The 23,452-nt window shown below is 71.4% G+C and carries 24 protein-coding genes; 8 read left to right on the top strand and 16 right to left on the bottom strand.

Annotated elements, in window-relative coordinates; translation table 11 throughout:
• Nucleotides 1–2 precede the first annotated feature (2 nt).
• From dgcA to KBA23_RS03990, 4 genes are all read right to left on the bottom strand, one after another.
• Nucleotides 3–968, bottom strand: a complete 966-nt coding sequence (gene dgcA, locus KBA23_RS04005; protein ID WP_290737082.1) for an N-acetyl-D-Glu racemase DgcA — start codon at nucleotides 966–968, stop codon at nucleotides 3–5.
• The gene (locus tag KBA23_RS04000) at nucleotides 965–1,471 is read right to left on the bottom strand and encodes a GNAT family N-acetyltransferase (RefSeq protein WP_290737081.1); all 507 of its coding nucleotides are present in this window, start codon (nucleotides 1,469–1,471) and stop codon (nucleotides 965–967) included. Before KBA23_RS04000 ends, dgcA begins: the two co-directional genes overlap by 4 nt.
• Nucleotides 1,468–2,463, bottom strand: coding sequence for an N-acetyltransferase DgcN (gene dgcN, locus KBA23_RS03995; RefSeq protein ID WP_290737080.1), 996 nt, complete (start codon nucleotides 2,461–2,463; stop codon nucleotides 1,468–1,470). Before dgcN ends, KBA23_RS04000 begins: the two co-directional genes overlap by 4 nt.
• Nucleotides 2,464–2,553: 90 nt before the next feature.
• Nucleotides 2,554–2,841, bottom strand: a complete 288-nt coding sequence (locus KBA23_RS03990; protein ID WP_290737079.1) for a hypothetical protein — start codon at nucleotides 2,839–2,841, stop codon at nucleotides 2,554–2,556.
• 140 nt (nucleotides 2,842–2,981) lie between these two features.
• Here KBA23_RS03990 and KBA23_RS03985 point away from each other — a divergent pair, with 140 nt between their 5' ends.
• From KBA23_RS03985 to KBA23_RS03975, 3 genes are all read left to right on the top strand, one after another.
• The gene (locus KBA23_RS03985; RefSeq protein WP_290737078.1) at nucleotides 2,982–3,950 is read left to right on the top strand and encodes a glutathione S-transferase family protein; all 969 of its coding nucleotides are present in this window, start codon (nucleotides 2,982–2,984) and stop codon (nucleotides 3,948–3,950) included.
• 256 nt (nucleotides 3,951–4,206) lie between these two features.
• Nucleotides 4,207–4,461 carry a hypothetical protein gene (locus KBA23_RS03980; protein WP_290737077.1) on the top strand — a complete coding sequence of 85 codons (255 nt, stop codon included), beginning with the start codon at nucleotides 4,207–4,209 and terminating at the stop codon, nucleotides 4,459–4,461.
• Nucleotides 4,462–4,472: 11 nt separating this feature from the next.
• A complete protein-coding gene (locus KBA23_RS03975; RefSeq protein WP_290737076.1) occupies nucleotides 4,473–4,817 on the top strand; it encodes a hypothetical protein in 345 nt (114 codons plus the stop codon).
• Between the two features lie 67 nt (nucleotides 4,818–4,884).
• Here the strand turns inward: KBA23_RS03975 and KBA23_RS03970 are convergent, their stop codons facing one another.
• The 12 genes from KBA23_RS03970 to aroA form a co-directional block, all read right to left on the bottom strand.
• Complete coding sequence (locus tag KBA23_RS03970) at nucleotides 4,885–6,471, bottom strand: ABC transporter ATP-binding protein (RefSeq protein ID WP_290737075.1); 1,587 nt, start codon at nucleotides 6,469–6,471, stop codon at nucleotides 4,885–4,887.
• A complete protein-coding gene (locus KBA23_RS03965) occupies nucleotides 6,468–7,283 on the bottom strand; it encodes an ABC transporter permease (RefSeq protein WP_290737093.1) in 816 nt (271 codons plus the stop codon). Before KBA23_RS03965 ends, KBA23_RS03970 begins: the two co-directional genes overlap by 4 nt.
• Nucleotides 7,280–8,227: an ABC transporter permease gene (locus tag KBA23_RS03960; protein ID WP_290737074.1), complete on the bottom strand. Its 948-nt coding sequence runs from the start codon at nucleotides 8,225–8,227 to the stop codon at nucleotides 7,280–7,282. The genes KBA23_RS03965 and KBA23_RS03960 overlap by 4 nt, the downstream gene beginning before the upstream one ends.
• A 418-nt stretch (nucleotides 8,228–8,645) precedes the next feature.
• Entirely contained in the window at nucleotides 8,646–9,866 is a 1,221-nt protein-coding gene (trpB, locus tag KBA23_RS03955) for a tryptophan synthase subunit beta (RefSeq protein ID WP_290737073.1), read from the bottom strand.
• A 93-nt stretch (nucleotides 9,867–9,959) separates the two neighbouring features.
• Nucleotides 9,960–10,607: a phosphoribosylanthranilate isomerase gene (locus tag KBA23_RS03950; RefSeq protein WP_290737072.1), complete on the bottom strand. Its 648-nt coding sequence runs from the start codon at nucleotides 10,605–10,607 to the stop codon at nucleotides 9,960–9,962.
• A 10-nt stretch (nucleotides 10,608–10,617) separates the two neighbouring features.
• Nucleotides 10,618–10,956 (bottom strand): lipopolysaccharide assembly protein LapA domain-containing protein, encoded by a 339-nt coding sequence (locus tag KBA23_RS03945; RefSeq protein ID WP_290737071.1) that lies wholly within the window; start codon nucleotides 10,954–10,956, stop codon nucleotides 10,618–10,620.
• Between the two features lie 28 nt (nucleotides 10,957–10,984).
• Complete coding sequence (ihfB, locus tag KBA23_RS03940) at nucleotides 10,985–11,266, bottom strand: integration host factor subunit beta (RefSeq protein WP_290737070.1); 282 nt, start codon at nucleotides 11,264–11,266, stop codon at nucleotides 10,985–10,987.
• A 51-nt stretch (nucleotides 11,267–11,317) separates the two neighbouring features.
• Entirely contained in the window at nucleotides 11,318–12,229 is a 912-nt protein-coding gene (sppA, locus tag KBA23_RS03935; protein ID WP_290737069.1) for a signal peptide peptidase SppA, read from the bottom strand.
• 4 nt (nucleotides 12,230–12,233) lie between these two features.
• A complete protein-coding gene (rpsA, locus tag KBA23_RS03930; RefSeq protein ID WP_290737092.1) occupies nucleotides 12,234–13,970 on the bottom strand; it encodes a 30S ribosomal protein S1 in 1,737 nt (578 codons plus the stop codon).
• 74 nt (nucleotides 13,971–14,044) lie between these two features.
• Entirely contained in the window at nucleotides 14,045–14,674 is a 630-nt protein-coding gene (cmk, locus tag KBA23_RS03925; RefSeq protein WP_290737068.1) for a (d)CMP kinase, read from the bottom strand.
• Nucleotides 14,675–14,785: 111 nt separating this feature from the next.
• Complete coding sequence (locus tag KBA23_RS03920) at nucleotides 14,786–15,409, bottom strand: glutathione S-transferase family protein (protein WP_290737067.1); 624 nt, start codon at nucleotides 15,407–15,409, stop codon at nucleotides 14,786–14,788.
• 139 nt (nucleotides 15,410–15,548) lie between these two features.
• Nucleotides 15,549–16,889, bottom strand: a complete 1,341-nt coding sequence (aroA, locus tag KBA23_RS03915; RefSeq protein ID WP_290737091.1) for a 3-phosphoshikimate 1-carboxyvinyltransferase — start codon at nucleotides 16,887–16,889, stop codon at nucleotides 15,549–15,551.
• 451 nt (nucleotides 16,890–17,340) lie between these two features.
• Between aroA and KBA23_RS03910 the strand changes: the two genes are divergently transcribed.
• The 5 genes from KBA23_RS03910 to KBA23_RS03890 all read left to right on the top strand — a co-directional run bounded on the left by KBA23_RS03910 (nucleotide 17,341) and on the right by KBA23_RS03890 (nucleotide 23,337).
• On the top strand, nucleotides 17,341–18,696 hold the full coding sequence (locus KBA23_RS03910) for a flagellar hook protein FlgE (protein ID WP_290737066.1): 1,356 nt from the start codon (nucleotides 17,341–17,343) through the stop codon (nucleotides 18,694–18,696).
• Between the two features lie 22 nt (nucleotides 18,697–18,718).
• Nucleotides 18,719–20,179, top strand: coding sequence for a flagellar hook-associated protein FlgK (gene flgK / locus KBA23_RS03905; protein ID WP_290737065.1), 1,461 nt, complete (start codon nucleotides 18,719–18,721; stop codon nucleotides 20,177–20,179).
• Between the two features lie 4 nt (nucleotides 20,180–20,183).
• The gene (locus KBA23_RS03900) at nucleotides 20,184–21,191 is read left to right on the top strand and encodes a flagellin (protein ID WP_290737064.1); all 1,008 of its coding nucleotides are present in this window, start codon (nucleotides 20,184–20,186) and stop codon (nucleotides 21,189–21,191) included.
• A 32-nt stretch (nucleotides 21,192–21,223) separates the two neighbouring features.
• Nucleotides 21,224–22,312 carry a flagellar basal body P-ring protein FlgI gene (locus KBA23_RS03895; protein ID WP_290737090.1) on the top strand — a complete coding sequence of 363 codons (1,089 nt, stop codon included), beginning with the start codon at nucleotides 21,224–21,226 and terminating at the stop codon, nucleotides 22,310–22,312.
• Between the two features lie 158 nt (nucleotides 22,313–22,470).
• Complete coding sequence (locus tag KBA23_RS03890; protein WP_290737063.1) at nucleotides 22,471–23,337, top strand: arginase family protein; 867 nt, start codon at nucleotides 22,471–22,473, stop codon at nucleotides 23,335–23,337.
• Nucleotides 23,338–23,452: the final 115 nt, after the last annotated feature.

The raw sequence follows: 23,452 nt of genomic DNA, 5'->3' as shown, positions 1-23,452 counted from the left end.
CCTCACCCCCATAGCTCGGGCGTCGCGGGATGGACGCCCCGTTCGTCGTATCTCAGCCCGTGCGGCCGATCCTGCGCCAGCAGCAGCGGGCCGTCGAGATCGACCACAGCAGCCCCCTGGGCCACCAGCACCGCGGGCGCCATGGCGAGGCTCGTCCCCACCATGCAGCCGACCATCACGCCGTAGCCCGCCGACCGCGCCGCGTCGCGCAGCGCCAGCGCCTCGGTCAGGCCGCCGGTCTTGTCGAGCTTGACGTTGACCATGTCGTAGCGCCCTGCGAGCGCCGGCAGGCTCGCCCGGTCGTGGCAGCTCTCGTCGGCGCAGACCGGCAGCGGCCGCGCCATCTCGCCGAGCGCCTCGTCCCGCCCCGCCGGCAGCGGCTGCTCCACCATCGCCACGCCGAGCCGGACAAGCGCCGGGGCGAGCGCCGCGTATTCCTCCGCGCTCCAGCCCTCGTTGGCGTCGACGACGATCCGCGCCTTGGGCGCGCCGGCCCGCACCGCCTCCAGCCGCGCCATGTCGCCCTCGCCCCCGAGCTTGACCTTGAGAAGCGGCCGGCCGGCGTTCTCCGCCGCCTGCGCCCGCATCGCCTCGGGCGTGTCGAGCGACAGCGTATAGGCGGTCACCTCCGGCCCGGGCGGCGGCAGACCGGCGAGTTCCCAGACCCGCCTGCCGGCGCGCTTCGCCTCCCAGTCCCACAGCGCGCAATCGAGCGCGTTGCGCGCCGCCCCGGCGGGCAGCAACTCCGGCAGCCTCGCTCGCGTCACGTCCGCGCGCACGGCCCGGATCGCCTCGGCCACGCCCTCCATCGTCTCGCCATAGCGGGAATAGGGCACGCATTCCCCGCGCCCGGTCACGCCCTCGCGCGCCACCGTGACCGTCAGCACCCGCGCCTCGGTGCGCGAGCCGCGGCTGATCGTGAAGGTCCGCGCCAGCGGAAACGCCTCGGCCGTGACCTCGATCCTCATGCCGCCGCCACCAGATGCACGAGGAGCGGCCCCAGTTCCGGCGCGTCGGGATGCACGAAGTCCCGGGCCGGTTCCCGGCGCATCCCCAGCCGCCGCATGACCGCCAGCGAGGCGGCGTTCCCCGCCTCGGTGAACGCCACGATCTCTCCGAGCCCCAGCGTGCCGAACCCGTATTCGAGCCAGGCCCGACCCGCCTCGGTGGCAAAGCCCCTGCCCCAATGCTCCCGCGCCAGCCTCCAGCCGATCTCGACGCACGGCCCGAGCGGCCCCACGCCGGCAAACCGTTGCAACCCGACCATGCCGACGAAGTCGCCGTCCGCGAGCCGCTCCGCCGCGGCGAAGGCGAAACCGTCCGCCGCCCAGCGCGCCTCCAGCCGGTCGACCATCGCGTCGCTCTGTGCCGCGCTCAGCGGCGGCGTCCAGACATCGGCGTTCAGGGCGGCGAACGGCGCGAGGTCGCGCGCCTCCCAGCGCCGCAGGCGCAGGCGCTCGGTCTCGATCACAACAGCGCCTCGACGAGACGCCCGGCGCCTTGCCGGAACGGGTCGATCGTGGGCAGGCCCATGCGGGCCTCGACCTCGGCCAGATGCGCCAGCGCCTCGGCCTCGCCCATCGAGGCGGTGTTGACCGACACGCCCACGACCCGCACGTCCGGGTTGACAATTCGCGCCATGGTCAGCGCCACGTCGCGCAACGCCTCGAGGCTCGGCGGCCGATAGTCGGGCAAGCCGCGCATGTGCGGCCGCGTCGGCTCGTCGCACAGGATCAGCGCGTCGGGCTGCCCGCCGTGCACGAGCGCCAGCGTCACCCCGGAATAGGAGGCGTGGAACAGGCTCCCCTGCCCTTCGATCAGGTCCCAGTGGTCGGGGTCGTTGTCGGGCGTCAGCCACTCCACCGCCCCGGCCATGAAATCCGCCACCACCGCATCGAGCGGCACGCCGCCGCCGGTCACGAGGATCCCGGTCTGCCCCGTCGCCCGGAAGGCCGCCTTGCGCCCCTGCGCCCGCATGACCTTCTCCATGGCGAGCGCCGTGTACATCTTGCCGACCGAGCAGTCGGTGCCGACGGCCAGCATCCGCTTGCCTGTCCGCCGCCTGCCGTTGGCGATCGGATAGGTCGTCGGCGGCAACCGCACGTCATGGAGTGTGCGCCCCTTCGCCATCGCGGTGGCGACCAGCTGCGGCTCGTCGCGCAGAAGGTTGTGCAGGCCCGAGGCGAGGTCCATCCCGTGCAGCAGCGCCTCCTCCAGCACGCTGATCCACGCCGGCGCGATCACCCCGCCGCGGTTCGCCACGCCGATGACGACGGTCCGAACCCCGGCGGCGGCGGCCTCGGCGAGGGTCATGTCGGGCAGGCCCATGTCGGCCCGGCAGCCCGGCATCCGGTACTGCCCGATCGCCGCGTCCGGCCGCCAGTCGCGCACGCCCTGCGCGACCTTGGCCGCCAGCGCGTCCGGCGCGTCGCCGAGGAACAGGAGATAGGGCGTCTCGATCATCGGACTTCTCCGGGGGCAGGCCCGGAGAACCTAAGGGCCCGCGTCGCGGGACGCCAGCGGCTTCCCCGCCTCTGCGTCGCGCGCCGCGCGTCAGGCGAAGTCGCGCGGCGGCTCCAGCCGGAACGGCGTCCGCCGCTTGAACGAGCAGCGCAGCAGGTCGCCTTCGGGCGCGGCCACCACCAGGAGGCATTGCGACAGGTGACGCTCCCCGTCCCAGATGTCGGCAAAGCCGCGCAGCGCGGCGCTGTCGGACGCCTCGATGAGGCAGCTGTCCGCCGAGAGGTCGAGGATGGGAAAGCGCCGCGTTCCCGCCTCGAGCACCAGCCCCGGCCTGAATCCGCGCGGCGCCCCGCGGCCGCCGTCCGCATCGCAATGCATCGCCCCGCCTCCTGTCGCATCCGCCGATGGACAGGAGACGGCAAATGCTCTTCAACGGCAACGCTTCCGAGCCGGCGCGGTTAATCGCGGAGCGGGGGAGATCCGCGCCTCCGGGTAGCGACGCTATGAAAGGACATGACATGGGCCAACTGGTCGACGGAGAGTGGAGGAGCGACGCGGGCGGCTTCGCCAACGGCGACGGCAGCTTCAGGCGCTCGAAGACCAGCTATCGCAACTGGATCTCCGCCGACGGATCGCCCGGGCCCACGGGCCGCGGCGGCTTCGCCGCGGAGAGCGGACGCTACCATCTATACGTTTCCCTCGCCTGCCCGTGGGCGCACCGGACGCTGATCTTCCGCGCAATCAAGGGGCTTGCCCCGCATGTCGGCGTCGACGTCGTCCACCCGCTGATGCTGGACGAGGGTTGGACCTTCGCCACCGACTTCCCAGGCGCGACCGGCGACAGCCTCCATGGCTCGGCCTTTCTGCGCGACATCTACCTGCGCGCCGATCCGAAGGCCTCCGGCCGCGTCTCCGTCCCGGTCCTGTGGGACAAGGCCACGTCGAGCATCGTCTCGAACGAATCCGCCGAGATCATCCGAATGTTCAACTCGGCCTTCGACGGCATCACCGGAAACCATGACGACTACTGGCCGGAGGCGCTGCGCGGCGAGATCGAGGCGGTCAACGCCCGCGTCTACGACAACGTCAACAACGGCGTCTACCGCGCCGGCTTCGCCACCGGCCAGAGCGCCTATGACGAGGCGGCGCAAGACGTCTTCGAGACGCTCGGCTGGCTGGAGGACCGGCTCGACGGGCGACGCTGGCTCCTGGGAGACCGGCTGACCGAAGCCGACTGGCGGCTCGCCACTACGCTCTTCCGCTTCGATCCGGTCTATTATGGGCACTTCAAGTGCAACCGCCGGCGGATCGTCGACCATCCGCACCTGTGGGACTACGCGCGGCGCCTCTACCAGAATCCCGGCGTGGCCGACACCGTGGCCTTCGACCACATCACGCATCACTACTATGGCAGCCACCGCAACATCAATCCGACCGGGATCGTTCCCATCGGCCCTGACATCGACTGGATGGCGCCGACGTCATGAGCGACGCACGCCGGCTTGCCTCGCAGGCTGGGTGCGCGCTTCGAAACGAGGTTCTTGCTTGACAGCGGCACGATAGCATCAGTAGGTTAACGCTCGCAGGCAAGTTATTCATTTCGGACGACTATCAGGTTCGAGGGACGTAAGTCTTCCCGATAGAGGCTTGTTTGCTGGAGCAACCGGCTGGCGGGCCAAGAACCGCCCCCGGCGCAGGGTCTGGCCGCTGGCCAGCGCGCCGCGGACCACGGAGACGAGGCAGATGAGAAACCACTGGATGGGGGCCGCGGCGCTCGCAGCCCTGATCGCGCTCGGGGCAGCCCCGGCGCGCGCGCAGTCGACCGGCGAGTCGAAGACCCACGAGATGGCTTGCACGGCCGCGACGGTCGGCGGGGCCGTGGCGGGCGTTGCGCTCGGCAGCCTTCTCGGCGGCGGCCTTGGCCGGTCGCTGTTCATGACCGCGGGCGGCGTCGCCGGCGGCATGGCGGGCCACGCCATGAAGTGCCCGGGCAAGTGAGGGAGATCGCCATGACCCGCCTGATCGCGTTCGCCGCGCTCGTCGCCCTCGGCGCCGGCGCCGCCCATGCCGCCTCGCCGGCGATGTCCACCGACCACCTCGCGGTCGTCGATCTCGACAGCGACGGCAAGGTCAGCGTCACCGAGTACCGGGTGATGGGGTCCAACGTCTTCATCCTGCTCGACGGCGACGTTGACCACCAGCTGTCCGAGACCGAGGCGCAGGCGATTCCGGTCGTGCTGTTCCAGGAGATGGACGCCGACCACGATGGCTTCGTCTCCCGCGTGGAGTACGATACGCAGATCCTTGCCGATTTCGGCGCCGCCGACCTCGACGGCGACGGGATGCTGAACTGACCTGAAAACTCCGGGCCGGTCCCGCACGGGGCCGGCCCCCCACCCCGGCCACGGCGCCGTCGGGTCCTTACCCCGCCATCTCCAGGACCGGCGTCGCGGCGAGAAGCTCGCGCGTGTAGGGATGCGTGGGGCGGGAGAACACGCGTTCGGTCGGACCCGCCTCGACGATCTCGCCGGCGCGCATCACCAGCACCCGGTCGGTCACGGCGCGGACCACGTGCAGGTCGTGCGAGATGAAAAGGTAGCTCAGCCCGTAGCGCGTCGACAGGCCGTCCAGAAGATCGAGGATCTGGGCGCGCACCCGTACGTCGAGCGCCGAGACCGCCTCGTCGAGCACGATCAGCTTCGGCCGGATGATCAGCGCGCGGGCGATGGCGATGCGCTGGCGCTGGCCGCCCGAGAACTCGTGGATGAACCTGCCCGCGTCCGACGCGGCGAGCCCGACAGCCTCCAGCGCCGCAGCGACCGCCTGCGTCCGGGCCTCGCCGCCCGGCGCGTCGTCGACGACGTGAAACGGCTCGGCCACCAGCCGGCCCACCCGCCAGCGCGGGTCGAAGCTGCCGTAGGGATCCTGGAACACCGCCTGAATCCGGGCGCGAAGCTCGCGCGCCATCGCCTCGCCGGCGCGGATCTCCTCGCCGTCGAGCACGATCCTGCCGCCCTGGAGGGCGTCCAGCCCGAGCACGGCGCGGGTCAGCGTCGACTTGCCGCAGCCGCTCTCGCCGACGAGGCCGAGGCTCTCGCCGGCATGGAGCGTGAAGCTGACGTTGCGCACCGCCCGCGTCGGCGTCTCACGCCCGAAGAGGCCCCGCCGCGCGCCGGGATAGTCCCGCGTCACCCCCTCGACCTTCAGGAGCGGTGTCCGGGCGATCCGCGGCAGGCGCATCGGCCGATCCGCCGCCGCGGCGAGCAGCGTGCGCGTGTAGGGATGCCGCGGCGCCCGCAGCACCTCGCGGGTCGCGCCCCTCTCCACCACCTCGCCGGCCGTCATCACCGCCACCCGGGAGGCGGTCTCGGCGACGACGGCGAGGTCGTGGGTGATCAGCATCAGTCCCATGCCGTCCTCGGCGACCAGCCGGCGGAGCAGGTCGAGAATCGCCGCCTGCGTCGTCACGTCGAGCGCCGTCGTCGGCTCGTCGGCGATCAGCAGCCGCGGCCGCAGCGCGATCGCCATGGCGATCCCCACCCGCTGGCGCTGCCCGCCGCTGAGCTCGTGCGGAAAGCGGTCGAGCGGGAAGCGCGCCTGCGGCAAACCCACCCGCTCCAGCGTCAGCCGCGCCACGCCCTGCGCCTCGGCCCGGCTGGCCCGGCGATGCACGCGGACCGTCTCCGCCACCTGGTCGCCGATCGTCTGCAAGGGGTTGAGCGCCGTCATCGGCTCCTGGAAGATCATGCCCACGTCGCGGCCGCGGATCGCGCACATCTCCGCCTCGGTGCGCGCCAGCAGGTCCACCTCCCCGAGCAGCGCCCGTCCGCTCGCCCGCGCCGACCGCGGCAGCAGGCCCATGATCGCCAGCGCCGTCATCGACTTGCCCGACCCCGACTCGCCGATCACGCCGAGCGTCTCGCCCGGTTCGAGAGCCAGCGAGACGCGCCGCAGGACCGGCGCGCCGCCGATCTCGACCGACAGATCCTCGACCGCGAGCAGGTTCATGCGCGCGCCCGCCGCACGCGCGGGTCGAGCAGATCGCGCAGGCCGTCGCCCATGAGGTTCAGCCCCAGCACGGTCAGCACGATCGCGAGGCCGGGAAAGATCGCGAGCCAGGGCGCGAACGAGATCATCGTCTGGCTCTCGGCCAGCATCCGCCCCCAGGACGGCGTCGGCGGCTGGGCGCCGAGCCCGACATAGGAGAGCCCTGCCTCCGCCAGCACGCCGAGCGAGAACTGGATGGTGCCCTGCACGATCAGCAGGCTCGCGAGGTTGGGCAGCACGTGCTCGACCGAGATGCGCGCCCGGCCCTTGCCGGCGACGCGCGCTGCGAGGACGAACTCGCGCTGCCACAGCGCCAGCGCCCCGCCCCGCGCCAGCCGGGCGAACACCGGCACGTTGAAGATGCCGATGGCGATGATCGCATTCACCGCCGACGGCCCGAAGACCGCGGTGATCATGATGGCGATCAGCAGCGCGGGAAAGGCGAATACGAGGTCATTGCCGCGCATGATCGCCTCGTCGAGCAACGACCCCCGCGCCGCAGCCGCCGCGAGGCCGAGCGGCACGCCGAGGCCCATGCCGATCCCGACGGCGACGAGCGCCACGGCGATCGACACCCGGGCGCCCACCATCATCATCGAGAACACGTCGCGCCCGAAATGGTCGGCCCCGAGCCAGTGCGTCGCCGAGGGCGGCCGGAGCTTTGCCGCGATGTCGATCGCCGCCGGATCCCAAGGGGTCCAGACGAAGGACACGAGCGCGGCCAGCGCGAACGCGCCCGCCAGCGCCCCGCCGATCCAGAGACTGCGCATCAGACCCGCCTCCGCAGCCGCGGATCGACGGCGGCATAGGCGAGGTCGACGGCGAAGTTCACGACGATCACCGCAAAGACCAAGAGCATCACGACGCTCTCGACCACCACGAGATCGCGCGCAGAGATCGCCTGGAACACCAGCCGCCCGAGGCCGGGCAGGAAGAACACGTTCTCGATGATGATCGCCCCCGCGAGCAGGAACGAGAACTGCAACCCGATGATGGTCAGCACCGGGATCAGCGCATTGCGCAGCGCGTGCCGCCGCAACGCCTGCCCCCGCGTCAGCCCCTTGGCCCGCGCCGTCCGCACGAAGTCCTCGCCCAGCGTGTCGAGGAGCGACGAGCGCATCACCCGCGCGAGGATCGAGGCCTGCGGCAGCGCCAGCGCGATCGCCGGCAGCGTCAGCGCCTTCAGCGCCGGCCAGACCCCCGCGTTCCATCCGGGGAAGCCGCCTGCGGAGAACCAGCGCAGGTTGACCGCGAAGACCAGCACCAGCAGCATGGCGAACCAGAAGTTCGGCACCGCCACGCCGAGCTGCGTCGCGCCCATCACCCCGGCGTCTACCGCCGTCCCGCGCCGCGCCGCCGCCCAGATGCCGACCGGGAACGCGATAGCCGTGGACAGCGCCAGCGCATAGAGCGCGAGCGGCAGCGACACCTGCAACCGGTCGGCCACCATCCCCGAGACCGGCGTCCGATAGGTGTAGGAGACCCCGAAATCCCCCGTCAGCATTCCCCCGACCCAGCCGAGGTAGCGGGCGAGCGGGCCGGCGTCGAGCCCGAGCTCGGCCCTGAGCGCCGCCACCGCCTCCGGCGTCGCGTTCATGCCGAGCATGTAGGACGCCGGATCTCCCGGCACGACCTCGATGGCCGCGAACACCACGACGCTTGCGACGACGAGGCTCGCGACGAGCGACGCAAGGCGATTGGCGACATAGCCGAGCACGGGAACTCCACGAGGACGCGAGCGCATCCTAGTTGTGCGCCCCGGCGATTTCCAGCACGCCCCGCGGCCACGGTCCCGCACTTCCGAAGCGGGGCGCGACCGCCGGAGCGGCCGATGTCCGCGAAGACAAACCATGCCATCGGCATGGCCAGCTCCGCGCAGCCCCGGCTGCGCCCATCCGATTTCTCCCCGGATCGCATCTTGCGGGGCGCCGGTGGCGCGCCGCGCGATCCGGTCGGCACGCGCCGCAAGCGCGGGCCGAGGGGCCATCCCATATCTCCGGACCTCCCATCGGCGCACGGCTGCCCTGGCTGGCGCGGAACGCGCCGGCCCCCGGAAGGGCAGTCGCGTGCCGATTTCGCCAACGGTCGAAATCGGCGGGGATATCGGCGATCAACCGGTCAACCGGCGCGACGCCTCAGATCGCCGAGCCGAGCGCCTCGGCGACGGTAAAGATGTCCTTGTCGCCCCGGCCGCACATGTTCATCACCAGAAGCGTCTCGGGCGAGAGCGTCGGCGCGAGCTTGGCGACATGCGCGAGCGCGTGCGCGGGTTCGAGCGCCGGGATGATGCCCTCGGTCTCGCAGGAGAGCTTGAACGCCTCGAGCGCCTCGGCGTCGGTGACGCTCACGTACTCGACCCGCCCCATGTCATGCAGCCAGGAGTGCTCGGGACCGATCCCCGGATAGTCGAGCCCGGCCGAGATCGAATGGCCCTCGATGATCTGCCCGTCCGCGTCCTGCAACAGATAGGTCCGGTTGCCGTGCAGAACGCCCGGCCGCCCGCCCGTCAGGCTCGCCGCGTGCTCCATCCGCTCGTCGACGCCGTGCCCGCCGGCCTCGACGCCGACGATCCGCACGCCCTTGTCGTCGAGGAAGGGGTGGAACAGCCCCATGGCGTTCGAGCCGCCGCCGATGCAGGCGACGAGAACGTCCGGCAGCCGACCCTCCTGCGCCAGCATCTGCTCGCGCGTCTCCCTGCCGATGATCGACTGGAAGTCGCGCACCATCGCCGGATAGGGATGCGGCCCCGCCACCGTGCCGATGCAGTAGAACGTGTCGCGCACGTTGGTCACCCAGTCGCGCAGCGCCTCGTTCATCGCGTCCTTGAGCGTGCCGCGCCCCGCCGTCACCGGGCGGACCTCGGCGCCGAGGAGCCGCATCCGGAACACGTTCGGCTTCTGGCGCTCCACGTCGGTCGCGCCCATGAAGACGATGCACTCCAGCCCGAACTTCGCGCAGACCGTCGCCGTCGCCACCCCGTGCTGCCCGGCGCCGGTCTCGGCGATGATCCGGGTCTTGCCCATGCGCCGGGCGAGCAGGATCTGGCCCAGGACGTTGTTGATCTTGTGGGCGCCGGTGTGGTTCAGCTCGTCGCGCTTGAAGTAGACCTTCGCGCCGCCGAGCCGCTCGGTCAGCCGCGGCGCGAAATAGAGCGGCGACGGCCGGCCGACATAGTGCGTCCAGAGGTCGTCCATCTCGGCCTGGAAGGCGGCGTCGGTCTTCGCCTTCTCGTATTCCGCCTCGAGGTCGAGGATCAGCGGCATCAGCGTCTCGGAGACGAAGCGGCCGCCGAAATCGCCGAAGCGGCCGCGCTCGTCCGGGCCGGTGCGGAAGGAATTGGGCTCTGTGATGGTCACGGGTCGGGCTCCTCGGATCGCGCCCTCCTTAGCGCGCGGCCCGGCCGCCGTCGACCGCCCCGCGCACCTTTCGCGTCGCCCGCGCCGGCGCGCTCAGGCGCCCTCGCCGGCCGCGAGCGCGGCCCGCACGAAGGCCTCCATCCGCGCCCGGTCCTTGATGCCGCGCGCCTTCTCCACGCCGGAGGAGACGTCCACCCGCTCCGCGCCGGTCAGGCGGATCGCATCGGCGACGTTCTCGGGCGTCAGCCCGCCCGCCAGCACCCAGGGGGCGGGCCATTCCATGTCGCGGATCAGCCGCCAGTCGAAGGCCACCCCGTTGCCGCCGGGAAGCTCCGCGCCCTCGGGCGGGCGGGCGTCGACCAGGACCATGTCGACCACCTCGGCGTAGGCCGCGAGCCCGTCGAGGTCGCCCTCCTCCGCCACGCCGACCGCCTTCATCACCGGCAGGCCGAACCGCGCGCGCACCTCCGCCACCCGTTCCGGGCTCTCCGCGCCGTGGAGCTGGAGCATGTCGACCGGCAGCGCCTCCAGGATCGCCTCGATCTCGGCGTCGGTCGCGTCGACCGTCAGCGCCACGAGTTGCAGCCCCTCGGGCCGGCCCGCGGCGATCCAGCGCGCGTCGGCGAGCGAGACGTGCCGCGGCGACGGCGGGTAGAACACCAGCCCGCCCCAGGTCGCGCCGGCCTCCGCGGCCGCGGCGAGGTCGCCCCGGCTCCGCAGCCCGCAGATCTTCACTTGCATGACGGCGCCTTCAGTTGCGCAGGAGCGCCAGGATCTCGTCCTCGCCCTTGCTCGCTTCCTTGCGGAGCCGGCCGACCTCGCGGTTGAGCGACGCCGCCTCGCGACTCTTCGCCGAGGCGAGACGGCGATGCTTGTGCTCGCGCAGCCATTCGAGGATGTAGCCGAGAACCATCCCCACCAGCACCGAGACCACGCCCACGACGTAGAGCGGCAGCTCGATCGAGCGGTCGGCGATGCTCGACATGCCCGCGGGCAGCAGGTTCAGCGTCACCGGGCCACGGTTGGCGAGCGCGAGAATCACGATCACCGCCAGGATCACGACGAGAAGGATGAGCTTGATGGTCCGCATGGGGCCTCCGCTGGGCGACCCGGCCGTCCTAGCCCTGGTTCAGCCGGTCGCGCAAGAGTTTGCCGGTCTTGAAGAAGGGCACGTACTTCTCCTCGACCTCGACGCTGTCGCCGGTGCGCGGGTTGCGCCCGGTGCGCCCGTCGCGCTTCTTGACCGAGAAGGCCCCGAAGCCGCGCAGCTCCACCCGGTGCCCGGCGGCCATCGCCTCGATGATCTCCTCGAAGACCGTCGCCACGATCCGCTCGACGTCGCGCTGGAACAGGTGGGGATTCTCCTCGGCGATCTTCTGGATGAGCTCGGACTTGATCATTCTGCCACCCGCCTGCGCTCCCGGACCGTCCCGGACGCATAGTGGCAGGAATCAGGGCCCGATGGAATAGAGCTTGGGGCCGGTCAGGCGCGATATTTCCCCGAGAATTCCGCCGCTTGGGGTCGAGAAGCCGAGGATCGAGCCGATCAGGCCCCTATCGCTTTCCACCTCCCAGTCGCGGACCGGAAGGTCCGCGAGCGCGGGCTCGCGCGATTCGAGCCAGGCGACCGCCTCCGTCTCGCCGCCGAGTTCGTCGACGAGCCCCGCGTCCAGCGCGAGCCGGCCGGTGAAGACCTGCCCGTTGGCCACCCGGTCGAGCGCCGCCCCGTCGAGCCCGCGCCGCTCGCCGACGAGGCCCCGGAACCAGCCGTAGCTGTCGGCGACCAGCGCCTCGTCGATGGCGCGCGCGGCCGGGCTGGTCGGGCGGAAGGGCGACGGCTCCGCCTTGAGCGGCGAGGAACGCACGGTCTCGAGCCCGACGCCGAGCCGCGCCATCACGCCGGTGAGGTCGGGATACTCCAGGATGACGCCGATCGAGCCGGTCAGGGTGTTGCCCCGCGCGATCAGGTGGTCGGCGGCGAGCGCCGCGACATAGCCGCCGGAAGCGGCCACCTCGCTCATCACCGCCACGACAGGCTTCTGCGCGGCGACCGCGCGCAGGCTCGCGAACAGCGCCTCGGCCCCCGCTGTCGTGCCCCCCGGCGAGTTGATGCGCAGGATCAGCGCGCGCACCTTCTCGTCCTTCGCCAGCTCGCTCAGAAGGACGCCACGCTTCGCATCGTCGGAAATGACGCCGGAGACGTCGAAGCGGGCGACGTGCTCCGTGAAGGAATCTCCGTCGCCCGAGGCGAACAGTCCCACGACGACGGCGAGCGCCGCCGCGACGAGAAACCCCCGCCAGAACGCGGAGCGGCGCCACTTGCGGCGCCGCTCCTCGTAGAAGTCGCGTTCGAGCGCGTCCATCCGCTCAGGCGTCGTCCTTCTCGTTCTTGTCCTGGCCGCGGCGGAGCGCCGCGCCGAGGATGTCGCCGAGCGAGGCGCCGCTGTCGGACGAGCCGTACTGCTCCACCGCCTCCTTCTCCTCGGCGATCTCGCGCGCCTTGATCGACAGGCCGAGCTTGCGCGTCTTCGTGTCGATGTTGGTCACCCGCGCGTCGACGTGGTCGCCCCTGGTGAACCGCTCCGGGCGTTGTTCCGAACGGTCGCGCGACAGGTCCGAGCGGCGGATGAACGACTTCATCCCGTCGTACTCGACCTCGATCCCGCCGTCCTCGATCGAGGTGACAGTCACGGTGACGATGTCGCCCCGCTTCACGCCACCGATCGCCTCGGCGAAGGGATCGCCGCCGACCGCCTTGATCGAGAGCGAGATGCGCTCCTTCTCCACGTCGACGTCGGTGACCACCGCCGTGACGACGTCGCCCTTGCGGAAATCCTGGATGGCCTGCTCGCCCGGACGGTTCCAGTCGATGTCGCTGAGGTGGACCATGCCGTCGATGTCGCCGTCGAGGCCGACGAACAGGCCGAACTCGGTGATGTTCTTCACCTCGCCCTCGACCTGCGTGCCGTTCGGGTGGGTCCGGGCGAAGTTCTCCCACGGGTTGCCCTGGGTCTGCTTCAGGCCCAGCGACACGCGCCGCTTCTGCCCGTCGATCTCGAGCACGATGACCTCGACCTCCTGGGAGGTGGAGACGATCTTGCCCGGATGGACGTTCTTCTTGGTCCAGGACATCTCGGAGACGTGCACGAGGCCCTCGATCCCCGGCTCCAGCTCCACGAAGGCGCCGTAGTCGGTGATGTTGGTGACGCGGCCGAGGTGCTTGGACCCGATCGCGAACTTCGCCTCGACGGTGTCCCACGGGTCCGCCTGCAGCTGCTTCATGCCGAGGCTGATGCGCTGCGTCTCCTTGTTGATCTTGATGACCTGGACCTTGACGGTCTCGCCGATCCCGAGGATCTCGCTCGGGTGGTTGACGCGCCGCCAGGCCATGTCGGTGACGTGCAGCAGGCCGTCGACGCCGCCGAGGTCGACGAAGGCGCCGTACTCGGTGATGTTCTTGACCACGCCGTCGATGACGTCGCCCTCGGCCAGCCGCGCCACGATCTCGGCGCGCTGCTCGGCCCGGCTCTCCTCGAGCACGGCGCGGCGCGAGACGACGATGTTGCCGCGGCGGCGATCCATCTTCAGGATCTGGAAGGGCTGCGGCATGTGCATCAGCGGCCCGGCGTCGCGCACCGGGCGCACGTCGACCTGGCTGCCCGGCAGGAAGGCCACGGCGCCGCCGAGATCGACGGTGAAGCCGCCCTTGACCCGGCCGAAGATCGCGCCCTCGACGCGCTCCTCCTTGGCGTAGGCCTTCTCCAGGCGGTCCCACGCTTCCTCGCGGCGGGCCTTCTCGCGGCTGAGCACGGCCTCGCCGCGGGCGTTCTCGACGCGATCGAGATAGACCTCCACGACGTCGCCGACCTTGATCTCGGGCGACTTGCCGGGAGGGGTGAATTCCTTCAGATCGACGCGGCCTTCCATCTTGTAGCCGATGTCGATGATGGCCTGGCCCGCCTCGATGGCGAGGACCGTGCCCTTGACGACGGTGCCCTCGTCGGGGGTCTCCAGCTCGTAGCTCTCGTTGAGCAGAGCCTCGAAGTCTTCCATGGTTGCCGTAGCTGGCATAAAGTTCTCCTGGTTCGTCGGATTTCCGGCCAGGCGGTTGGCTCCGCCGGTCTTTTGGCGACGCCTGCGGGCGGTGTCGTCGTGAAATGCCGGACGGCCCCGGCGGATCAGTCCCCGTCGGGGTCGAAGCGACTTTTCACGAAGGCGACCGCCTCGGCGACGGCCGCGTCTATAGTGAGTTCCGTCGTGTCGAGCAAGAGCGCGTCTTCCGCGGCCCTGAGCGGCGCGATGTCGCGCGAGCTGTCGCGCGCGTCCCGCGCCTTGAGATCCGCCAGCACCGCCGCCACGTCGGCCGCGGCCAGCTCGGCCGCGCGTCGCGCCGCCCGCGTCTCGTCGCTCGCCACGACGAAGAGCTTGGCCTCGGCCTCCGGGCAGATCACCGTGCCGATGTCGCGCCCGTCGAGCACCGCGCCGCCGTCGCGCCGGGCGAAGTTGCGCTGGAAGGCCAGCAGCGCGTTTCGGACCTCGGGCAGCGCCGCGACCCTGGACGCCGCCTGACCCGCCCGCACGCTCCGCAATGTCTCGCGCGCCAGCGCCGCCGGCGTCAGCCGCCGCGCCAGCTCCGCCGCCCACATCGGGTCGATCACGCCGCGGCCGTCCTCCAGCGCCTGGAGACCCACCGCGCGATAGAGCAGGCCGGTGTCGAGATGGGCGAAGCCGAACTCCCGCGCCACCGCCCGGGCGATCGTTCCCTTGCCGGCCGCGGCCAGCCCGTCGATCGCGACGGTGAACCTCATCGGGCGGTCTCGCGGCAGGCGGGTGGCTTGGCCATGTCAGCCTCGGCTGGAGTCGGTCGCCAATCGGTAGATCGCGGCCCGGCCTCCGTCCAGCCCGGCGTCACGTCTGTTTCACATCTGCTCGCTCTCGCCGGGACGCCAGCGCTTCGGGGCCGTGCTCCGGAAGCTCTCGCGCTCGGAGAGTTCGGCCACCAGCGCCTCGAGCCGCGGCCGTCCCCACCAGGCCGGCCCGCCCCGCGCGTCGGACCAGAGCATGCAGCAGGCCACGGCGACGCCGGTGATCGTCAGGCCGTCGCGCAGCCGCCCCTGCTCCAGCCAGTCGAGCGTCGCGAGCAGTCGCGCCAGGTTGCGCTGGCCGGGGTCGAAGCCGATGTTGTTCGGCAGCGTCCGCTCCAGCCCGGACCAGCGCTGGTAGAGGGCGGCGACGAGCGCGTCGCCGGCGACGAGGACGGTGGCGAGCGCCTGCCGCTCCCGGGCCGGCGCGTAGGCCTGCGCGGGTTCGCCGGCCATGACCCAGAGCCGTTCCAGCACGAGGAGCGTCGGAAAGAGCGGTTCGCCCCGTTCCACGAGGACCGGAACCTGCCCGAGCGGATTGAGCGCGGTCACAGGATCGGGCGCAAAGAACGGAACCGCCTCCTCGTCGATCGGCAGCGCCCATTCGCGGATCAGCACGCGGGCCATCCGCCCCATGGGCGAGCTGGTGAAGAACAGCAGTCGGCCTTGAGTCTCGGCCACGGTGCTTTCCGGGGTCCTCCCCGCCAGCGGCGCCCCCCGCCCGTCGGCGGGCGCCGCTCCGGTCGGCGCCGCCGCGTGCAAGGTGCGCGATCCGACCCCCCAGCTCTCCGTTCCGGTCATCTCCCTCCCCGGTATCTTGCTACCCTGCCAGGTCCGCCCCGAGCGCCCGCATCAGCGGCACGAAGGATGGAAAGCTGGTGGTGATCGGCCCGGCGTCGTCGACCGTGACCGGACTTCGCGACGCGAGCCCGAGGCACAGGAACGACATGGCGATCCGATGATCTAGCCGGCTCGCCACGGTCGCGCCGCCCGGGACTCCGTCGGCCCCGCGGCCGTGGACGATAAACCAGTCGGGCCCCTCCTCCACGGTGACGCCGCAGGCCTCGAGGCCGCGCGCCATGGCGTCGATCCGGTCGCTCTCCTTGACGCGCAGCTCCTTCACGCCGCGCATCACCGTCCTGCCCTCGGCCGTCGCGGCCAGTGCGGCGAGGATCGGATACTCGTCGATCATCGACGCGGCGCGCTCGGGGGGCACCTCGATCCCCGCGAGCGGCCCGTGCCGCACCACGAGGTCGGCGACCGGCTCGCCGCCCTCCTCGCGCCGGTCGACGAACTCGATCGCCGCGCCCATCTCGACCAGCGTCTGATAGAGCCCCGCCCGCGTCGGGTTGAGCCCGATGCCCGGAACCCGCACCTCCGAGCCGGGCGCGAGCAGCGCCGCCGCCACCGGGAACGCCGCAGAACTCGGGTCGCGCGGCACCGCGATCCGCTGCGGCCTGAGCTCGGGCTGGCCGACGAGCGTCACCACGCGCCCCTCCGCCGTCGTCTCGACGCCCACCTCGGCCCCGAAGCCCGCCAGCATCCGCTCGGTATGGTCCCGCGTCGGCTCCTTCTCGATCACTACCGTCTCGCCGGGGGCGTTGAGCCCGGCGAGCAGCACCGCCGACTTCACCTGCGCCGAGGCGACCGGCGTCGCATAGCGCACCGGGACCGGCTCCGCCGCGCCGGTCAGCGTGATGGGGAGCCGCCCGCCGCGCCGGCCGCGCGCCTCGGCCCCGAAAAGCGCCAGCGGATCGGTCACCCGGCCCATCGGCCGCGAGCGCAGGCTCTCGTCCCCGGTGAAGGTCGCCGTCAGGTCCGTGGTCGCCGCCGCGCCCATGATCAGGCGCACGCCGGTGCCGGAGTTGCCGCAGTCGATCACGTCCTGAGGCTCGCGAAATCCGCCGACGCCGACGCCCTGCACCCGCCAGGCGCCGGGGCCGTCGCGCTCCACGCTCGCGCCGAAGGCGGCCATCGCACGGCCGGTGTCGAGGACGTCCTGCCCCTCGAGAAGGCCGGTGATCGCCGTCTCGCCGACCGAGAGCGCGCCGAGGATCAGCGCCCGGTGCGAGACCGACTTGTCGCCGGGGATCTCGGCCACGCCGCGAAGCGGCCCGCCCGCCGTGGCCCGCATGGGCTGCGCCTCGCCGTGTCCCGCCATTCCGCGCTCCGATCCGTGCTCGGCGTCGTCATAGGGGATCGGCCGGGTGCGGTCCATGCGCACGATTCGTGCGAGGCGCCGGCGGAATTCCCGGCTTCGGGCCGGGCCTGCCCCGCGCACGCCGACGGGATGCGGTCCGCGACCCGCGGTTCGGGGTGAAACGCGCAAAAGCCGATGGCTGGGGCGGGGAGAGGCAAGGGGCTGAAAAGGCGTGGTTTTATCTGGCTGGAACGCGGCTGGAACCGGGCTGGAATCTGCCTTGCCACTTTTTAGGGATTCGGGAGGGCTTCGGCACGCGTCAGGCGCGCGGGCCGTTGGCGCAAGACAATGACGCCGCCGGCGGCGGACCCTCGCGATCCATTGCGTTGACGGGATCTTAAGCCCCCGTTGCGCAATGTCGCCGCCGACCGGCCGCTCCCCTCGCGACCGCCCCCATCCGGAAGGACAGAGCATGGGCATCTCTTCGTCGATGAACGCCGGCGTCTCCGGCCTCAACGCGAACGCGAACAAGCTCGCCACCATCTCCGACAACATCGCGAACTCGCAGACCTACGGCTACAAGCGCGCCGACGTGGACTTCGCCTCGATGGCGGTCAGCGACTCGCGCACGCCCTACACCGCCGGCGGCGGGCGCTGGTTCACCGCGGGCGGCGTCAGGACCAACGCCATCTGGGACATCGACGCCAAGGGCGCGCTGGCCTCGACCGCGAACGCCACCGACATCGCCATCACCGGACGGGGGATGCTGCCCGTCACCACGCTCTCGTCGATGACGAACATCGGCGCGGCCCCGAGCGACCCGGACTTCTTCCTGACCTCGACGGGCTCGTTCGAGGCCGACGCCGACGGCTACCTGCGCAGCCCCTCGGGGCTGGTGCTGATGGGCTGGCCCGCGGACCTGAACGGCAACATTCCCCCCCAGCCGCGCGACAGCGCCGCGGGCCTCGCGCCGATCCAGATCAACCGCTCGTCGTTCGCGGCGCAACCGACCTCGACGATCACGCTCAACGCCAACCTGCCGGCGACCGAGACGCAGGCGGGGAGCGCGGGGACCGCGCTGCCGGTCAACGTCGAGTATTTCGACAACCTCGGCGCCTCCCAGACGCTCGCCATGTCCTTCACGCCGGTCGTCCCGGCGACGGGGCAGTCGAACACCTGGACGATGACGATCACCGACCAGGCGAGCGGCCTCTCGGGGGGAACCTACCAGATCGTCTTCTCCGACACGCCGCCCACGGCCGGCGCGATCGCCAGCGTCACCCAGACCGTCGCGCCGACCGCGCCGCTGACCTCGGCCTACAACGCGGCGACGGGGGATCTCGCGCTCGACCTCGGCGCCCAGCCGATCGCCATCCAGCTCGGCGCGCCGGGCGGCGGGGCCAACCAGCACCTCAGCCAGCTTTCCTCGACGTTCTCGCCGGTGGGCGTGACCAAGGACGGCTCGCCGGCGGGGACGTTCACCGGCGTCACCATCGACGAGAACGGGCTGATGCGGGCGAGCTACTCGTCCGGCTTCACCCGGGTGGTCTACCAGGTGCCGGTCGTGGACGTGCCGAACTTCAACGGCCTGCGCGTGCTCGACAACCAGACTTTCGGGCTCTCGGACATGTCGGGCTCGATGTTCCTGTGGGACGCGGGCGACGGGCCGACCGGGGCGATACAGGGCTTCGCCCGCGAGCAGTCGACCACCGACATCGCCCAGGAGCTGACGCAGCTCATCACCACGCAGCGGGCCTATTCGTCGAACGCGAAGATCATCCAGACCGTCGACGAGATGTTGCAGGAAACCACCAACCTCAAGCGTTGAGACGTAGGCGGGGGAGCGAGCGATGGGCATCTCGAATGCGCTGAACAATGCCTATACGGGGCTCGTCGGCGCCTCGCGGCTTGCCGACACGGTGTCGAACAACGTGGCCAACGCCATGACGCCGGGTTTCGGGCGGCGGGTGACGGAGCTCTCGTCGCTGGCGCTCGGGGGCTATGGCTCCGGCGTGCGGGTGACGGGCTCCTACCGCACCGAGAACGCCTTCCTCACCGCCGAACGCCGCGCGATGGACGCCTCGGCGGGCGCGGCGGGCACGACGTCCGGCGCCTGGCTGCGGATCGTGGACGCCCTCGGCGAGCCCGGGGAGACCGGGGCGCTCGCCACGCGGGCCTCCGAGCTCGAGGCGAAGCTGATGGCGGCGGTCGCCTCGCCGCAGTCGCTGACGCAACTGACCGACGCCGTGACCGCGGCGCGCCAGCTCGCCGAGGCGGTGAACGCGGTCGCGCGGGAGAACCAGAGCCTGCGGACCGAAGCCGACGCCGAAATTGCGCGGCAGGTCAACAGGGTGAACGACGCCCTTCATGCGGTGGAGGACGTCAACGGCAAGATCGTGACGCTCGGGTTGAAGGGCGAGGACGTCTCGGCCCTTCAGGACGAGCGGGACCGGATCATCGACGGGATCTCCTCGATCATCCCCGTTCGGGTCGTCAACCGCGACAACGGACAGGTGGCGCTCTACTCGGCCAACGGCGGCGCGCTGCTCGACGGGCGGGTCTGGGGGCTGTCGTTCCAGCAAGGGCCGAACGTCATCACGCCGGAGATGACGCCCGGCGCGCCGCTCGGCGGGCTGATGCAGGACCAGGGCGCGGCGGGCCTGACCGCCGTTGCGGCCGGGACCGGATCGGGGACGTTCGACGGCGGCTCGCTCGGGGCGCTCTTCGAGATCCGCGACACGCTCGTGCCGGGGGTCGACGCGGAGATGGACCGTTACGCGGCCGAGCTGATCGACCGCTTCCGGAGCCTCGCCGCCGCGGGGTCGCTCGACGCGGGCGGCGAGGGTCTCTTCGTGGACCCGACCTCGGGGCCTGCCGTCGGGCTCGCGGGACGGCTCGCGATCAACGCCGCGGTGGACCCGACCCAGGGCGGCGCGGCCTGGCGGCTGCGCGACGGACTTTCCGCCGCGACGCCGGGCGCCGAAGGGTTCGGGGCGTATCTTCAGGGCCTCGCCGACGCGATGTCGACGGCGCGGGCCCCGGGCGGCTGGACGACCCAGAACGCCGCCAACGACGCGGCGACGATGGCCTCCGAGATCGCCTCGTTCTTCGCCGGGCGCTCGGCGACGGCAGAGGGCGCGCAGGCCTACGCCGCCGCGCGGCAGACCACCCTCTCGGACAGCGAGGCCAACGCCGTCGGCGTCGACACCGACCGGGAACTTCAGAACCTGATCCTGATCGAACAGGCCTATGCGGCGAACGCCCGCGTGCTCGCCACCATCGACGATCTCCTGAAGCTGCTGCTGGAGTGACGCCATGAAACTCGGCAACGCCTCCGACCTCGCCCGGCTCCAGATGCTGCAAAGGAACGCCTTCACCACGCGCTCGGCGATGGACGTCGCCTCGGTGGAGATGACGAGCGGCGAGAAGCAGGACCGTTTCGAGGCGACGGGTGGCAACCTGACGCGGCTCTTCGCGCTGGAGCGGTCGCTGGCGCGCAACCAGGTCTTCGCCGACAGCGCCTCGCTGAGCGAGATGCGGCTCGACATCATGCAGGAGGGGTTCGGCCGGCTGCTCGCGCCGGTGGAAGGCCTTGCGGTCGACCTCGCGACCGCGACGGGGGTCTCGGACGTCTCGGCCGGGAAACTGCACGCCGCGACGGCGCGCCGCGCCATCGTCGACGCGGTGAGCGTGCTCAACACCCGCGTCGCCGGACAGTCGCTGTTCGCCGGCGCCGCGACGGACGGCCCTGCCCTCGCCTCCGCCACGAACCTGCCCGCCGATCTCGACGCGCTGGCGGCGGGCGCCGCGACGGCGGCGGACGCCGTGGCCGCGATCGAGGCCTATTTCGCGCCGGGCGGGGACTTCCACACCCAGGGCTATGTCGGTTCGGCCGCCAGCCTCACGCCTGTCGAGATCGGCGAGGGCGCGCGGCTCGACTACGCCGTGCGCGGCGACGACCCGGAGATCGTCGCGACGCTGCGGGCGCACGCGCTGGCCGCCGTCGTCGCCGGCGGCGCCTTCGCCGGCGATCCGGACGGGCAGATGGAGCTCCTCACGGCGTCGGGGCAGCGGATGCTCGAGGCGCGCGAGGACGTGCTCGCGCTGCGCGCCCGCGTCGGCGTGTCGCAGAACGTCGTCGAGCGCGCCCAGGCCGAACGGACGTCGGAGCGCGACGCGCTGAAGCTCGCCCGCGCCGGCATCGTCGCCACCGATCCCTTGGAGGCGGCCTCGACCTACCAGCAGCTCCAGGTCCAGCTCGAGGCGATCTACACGGTCACGTCGCGGCTGACCGATCTGCGCTTCACCAACTTCATGCGGTGATCATGGGCCGTCTGCTGGCGCTTCTCGCGGCGATGCTCGTCCTCTGGTTCGGCGGGCTGGCCGGGCCGGCGGCGGCGGCGCCGGTCCGGATCAAGGATCTCGTCCAGATCGACGGCGTGCGCGGCAACGACCTGCTCGGCTACGGGCTCGTGGTCGGGCTCAACAATTCGGGCGACTCGCTGCGCAACTCGCCGTTCACCGAGGACGCGATCATCAACATCCTCGAGCGGCTGGGCGTCAACGTCACCGGCGAGCAGATCCGCGCCCGCAACGTGGCGGCCGTGCTGGTGACGGCGACGCTGCCCGCCTTCGCGCGGGCGGGGAGCCAGATCGACGTCACTGTCTCGGCGATCGGCGACGCCTCCAGCCTGATGGGCGGGACGCTGGTGATGACGCCGCTCAACGCCGCCGACGGCCAGATCTACGCCGTGGCGCAGGGCTCGATCATCGCCGGCGGCATCGTCGCCGAGGGCGAGGCGGCGAGCGTCACCCAGGGCGTGCCGACCTCGGGCCTCATCCCCTCCGGCGGGCGGGTCGAGCGCGAGGTGGCGTTCGATTTCAGCCAGTCGGCCGAGCTTCGGCTGGCGCTCAGGAACCCCGACTTCACCACCGCGGCGCGCATCGAGGCGGCGATCAACCGCAACGTCGGCGAGAAGATCGCGCGGATGCTCGACGCCGGGACCGTGCGGCTCGATCTGGCCGGCTTCGGCATCGACCGGCCCGCCCTCCTGATGGCGCAGATCGAGAACGTCGAGGTGCAGACCTCGACCATCGCCCGCGTGGTGGTCGACCAGCGCTCGGGCACGATCATCCTCGGGCAGGACGTCCGCATCAGCCGCGTGGCGGTGACGCAGGGCTCGATCACGCTCCGCGTCGAGGAGGAGCCGCTCGTGGTCCAGCCGAACCCCTTCGCCGATGGCCGAACCGTGGTGATCCCGCGCACCGACGCCTCGATCGACGAGGAGCCGGGCACGGGGCTCGCGCTGGTGGAGACGTCGGTCTCGCTGCCCGAGGTGGTCTCCGGGCTCAACGCCCTCGGCGTGTCGGCCAACGACATGATCGACATCCTGAAGTCGATCAAGGCCGCCGGCGCCCTGCACGCCGAGTTCATCGTCCAGTAGACGGCGCGACCGCTGCCGGGGCGATCACGGCGGCCGCGGCGCGGCCGCTTCGAATGTCCGGGCCGGATCCGGCCGCACGGCGGCCAGTGGACATTTCCCTCGCCGGAGACCTAGGCTCGTTGCGATACCTCCCCGCCTCGAACGAGCCTGATTTTCCGATGACCTCCACGACGCTCCGACTGAACATGCCGCAGTGGCAGGGCGGCGATGAACCCGCCTATCGCTTCGGCGCCGAACTCTTGCGCTGGCTCGCCCCGCCGCATGACGGGCCCGAGGAAACCGTGGCGGTTCCCGAACCGGACGGCAGAACGCCGCCGGTCGAGCACGGCATCAAGTGGCGCGCGGCCCTGCTGTCACAGGCAAGGGCGGCGCGCGCAGCCATCGAGCGGCACGAACCCGACCGGATCGTGACGCTTGGCGGCGACTGCCTCGTTGATCTGGCGCCGATCGCCTACCTGAGCCGCAAGTATGGCGAAAAGCTGGGCGCCCTCTGGCTCGACGCTCATCCCGACGTGATGAGCGCGGCCGAGTTCTCGCATGCCCATGCGCATGTGCTGGCCATGCTGCTCGGCCGGGGCGACGAGGCTTTCACGGCGGAAGTGCTCGAAAAGCTGGATGCCCGGTGCGTGATGATCGCCGGCATGCGGGGATGGAACGAGGCCGAGGACCCGATCCTGAAGGAGCTGGGCCTGCGCCACATTCCGCCGGCCGCGATTGCCGACAGCAGCCGGCCGGTCCTCGACTGGATCGAGAGCGAAGGGATCACGCATGTCGCGGTTCATTTCGACCTCGACGTCCTCGATCCGGCGCATTTTTCGCCGTTGCTGTTCAACCGGCCGGGGGCGCCGGAGGGCGCCTTCGATGGGGTCGAGCAGGGCCGGATGCGGCTCGAACAGGCGGTGCGCCTGCTGAAGGATGTCGGCGCGGCGGCGGACATGGTCGGCCTTGCCATCACCGAGCATCTGCCCTGGGACATGCTGCGCCTGAAGACCAGCCTCGCTGAGCTGCCCATCATGAGATCATGAAGCCAGTCGCGGGTCGAAACGGATCCCGCGCGGCTGTCACGCCTGCCTTCCCGATCGGGCCGTGCGTCGGGAGGTCGCGCCGGTCTCGCGTCCGGGCGCGCGCATCGCGCCCGGA

It is taken from the genome of Amaricoccus sp. (genome assembly GCF_017995835.1).
In the GTDB taxonomy this organism is placed as follows: Bacteria; Pseudomonadota; Alphaproteobacteria; order Rhodobacterales; family Rhodobacteraceae; genus Amaricoccus.
The sequence above is the reverse complement of the archived record's forward strand: the minus strand, read 5'-3'. Positions and strand labels throughout refer to the sequence as shown.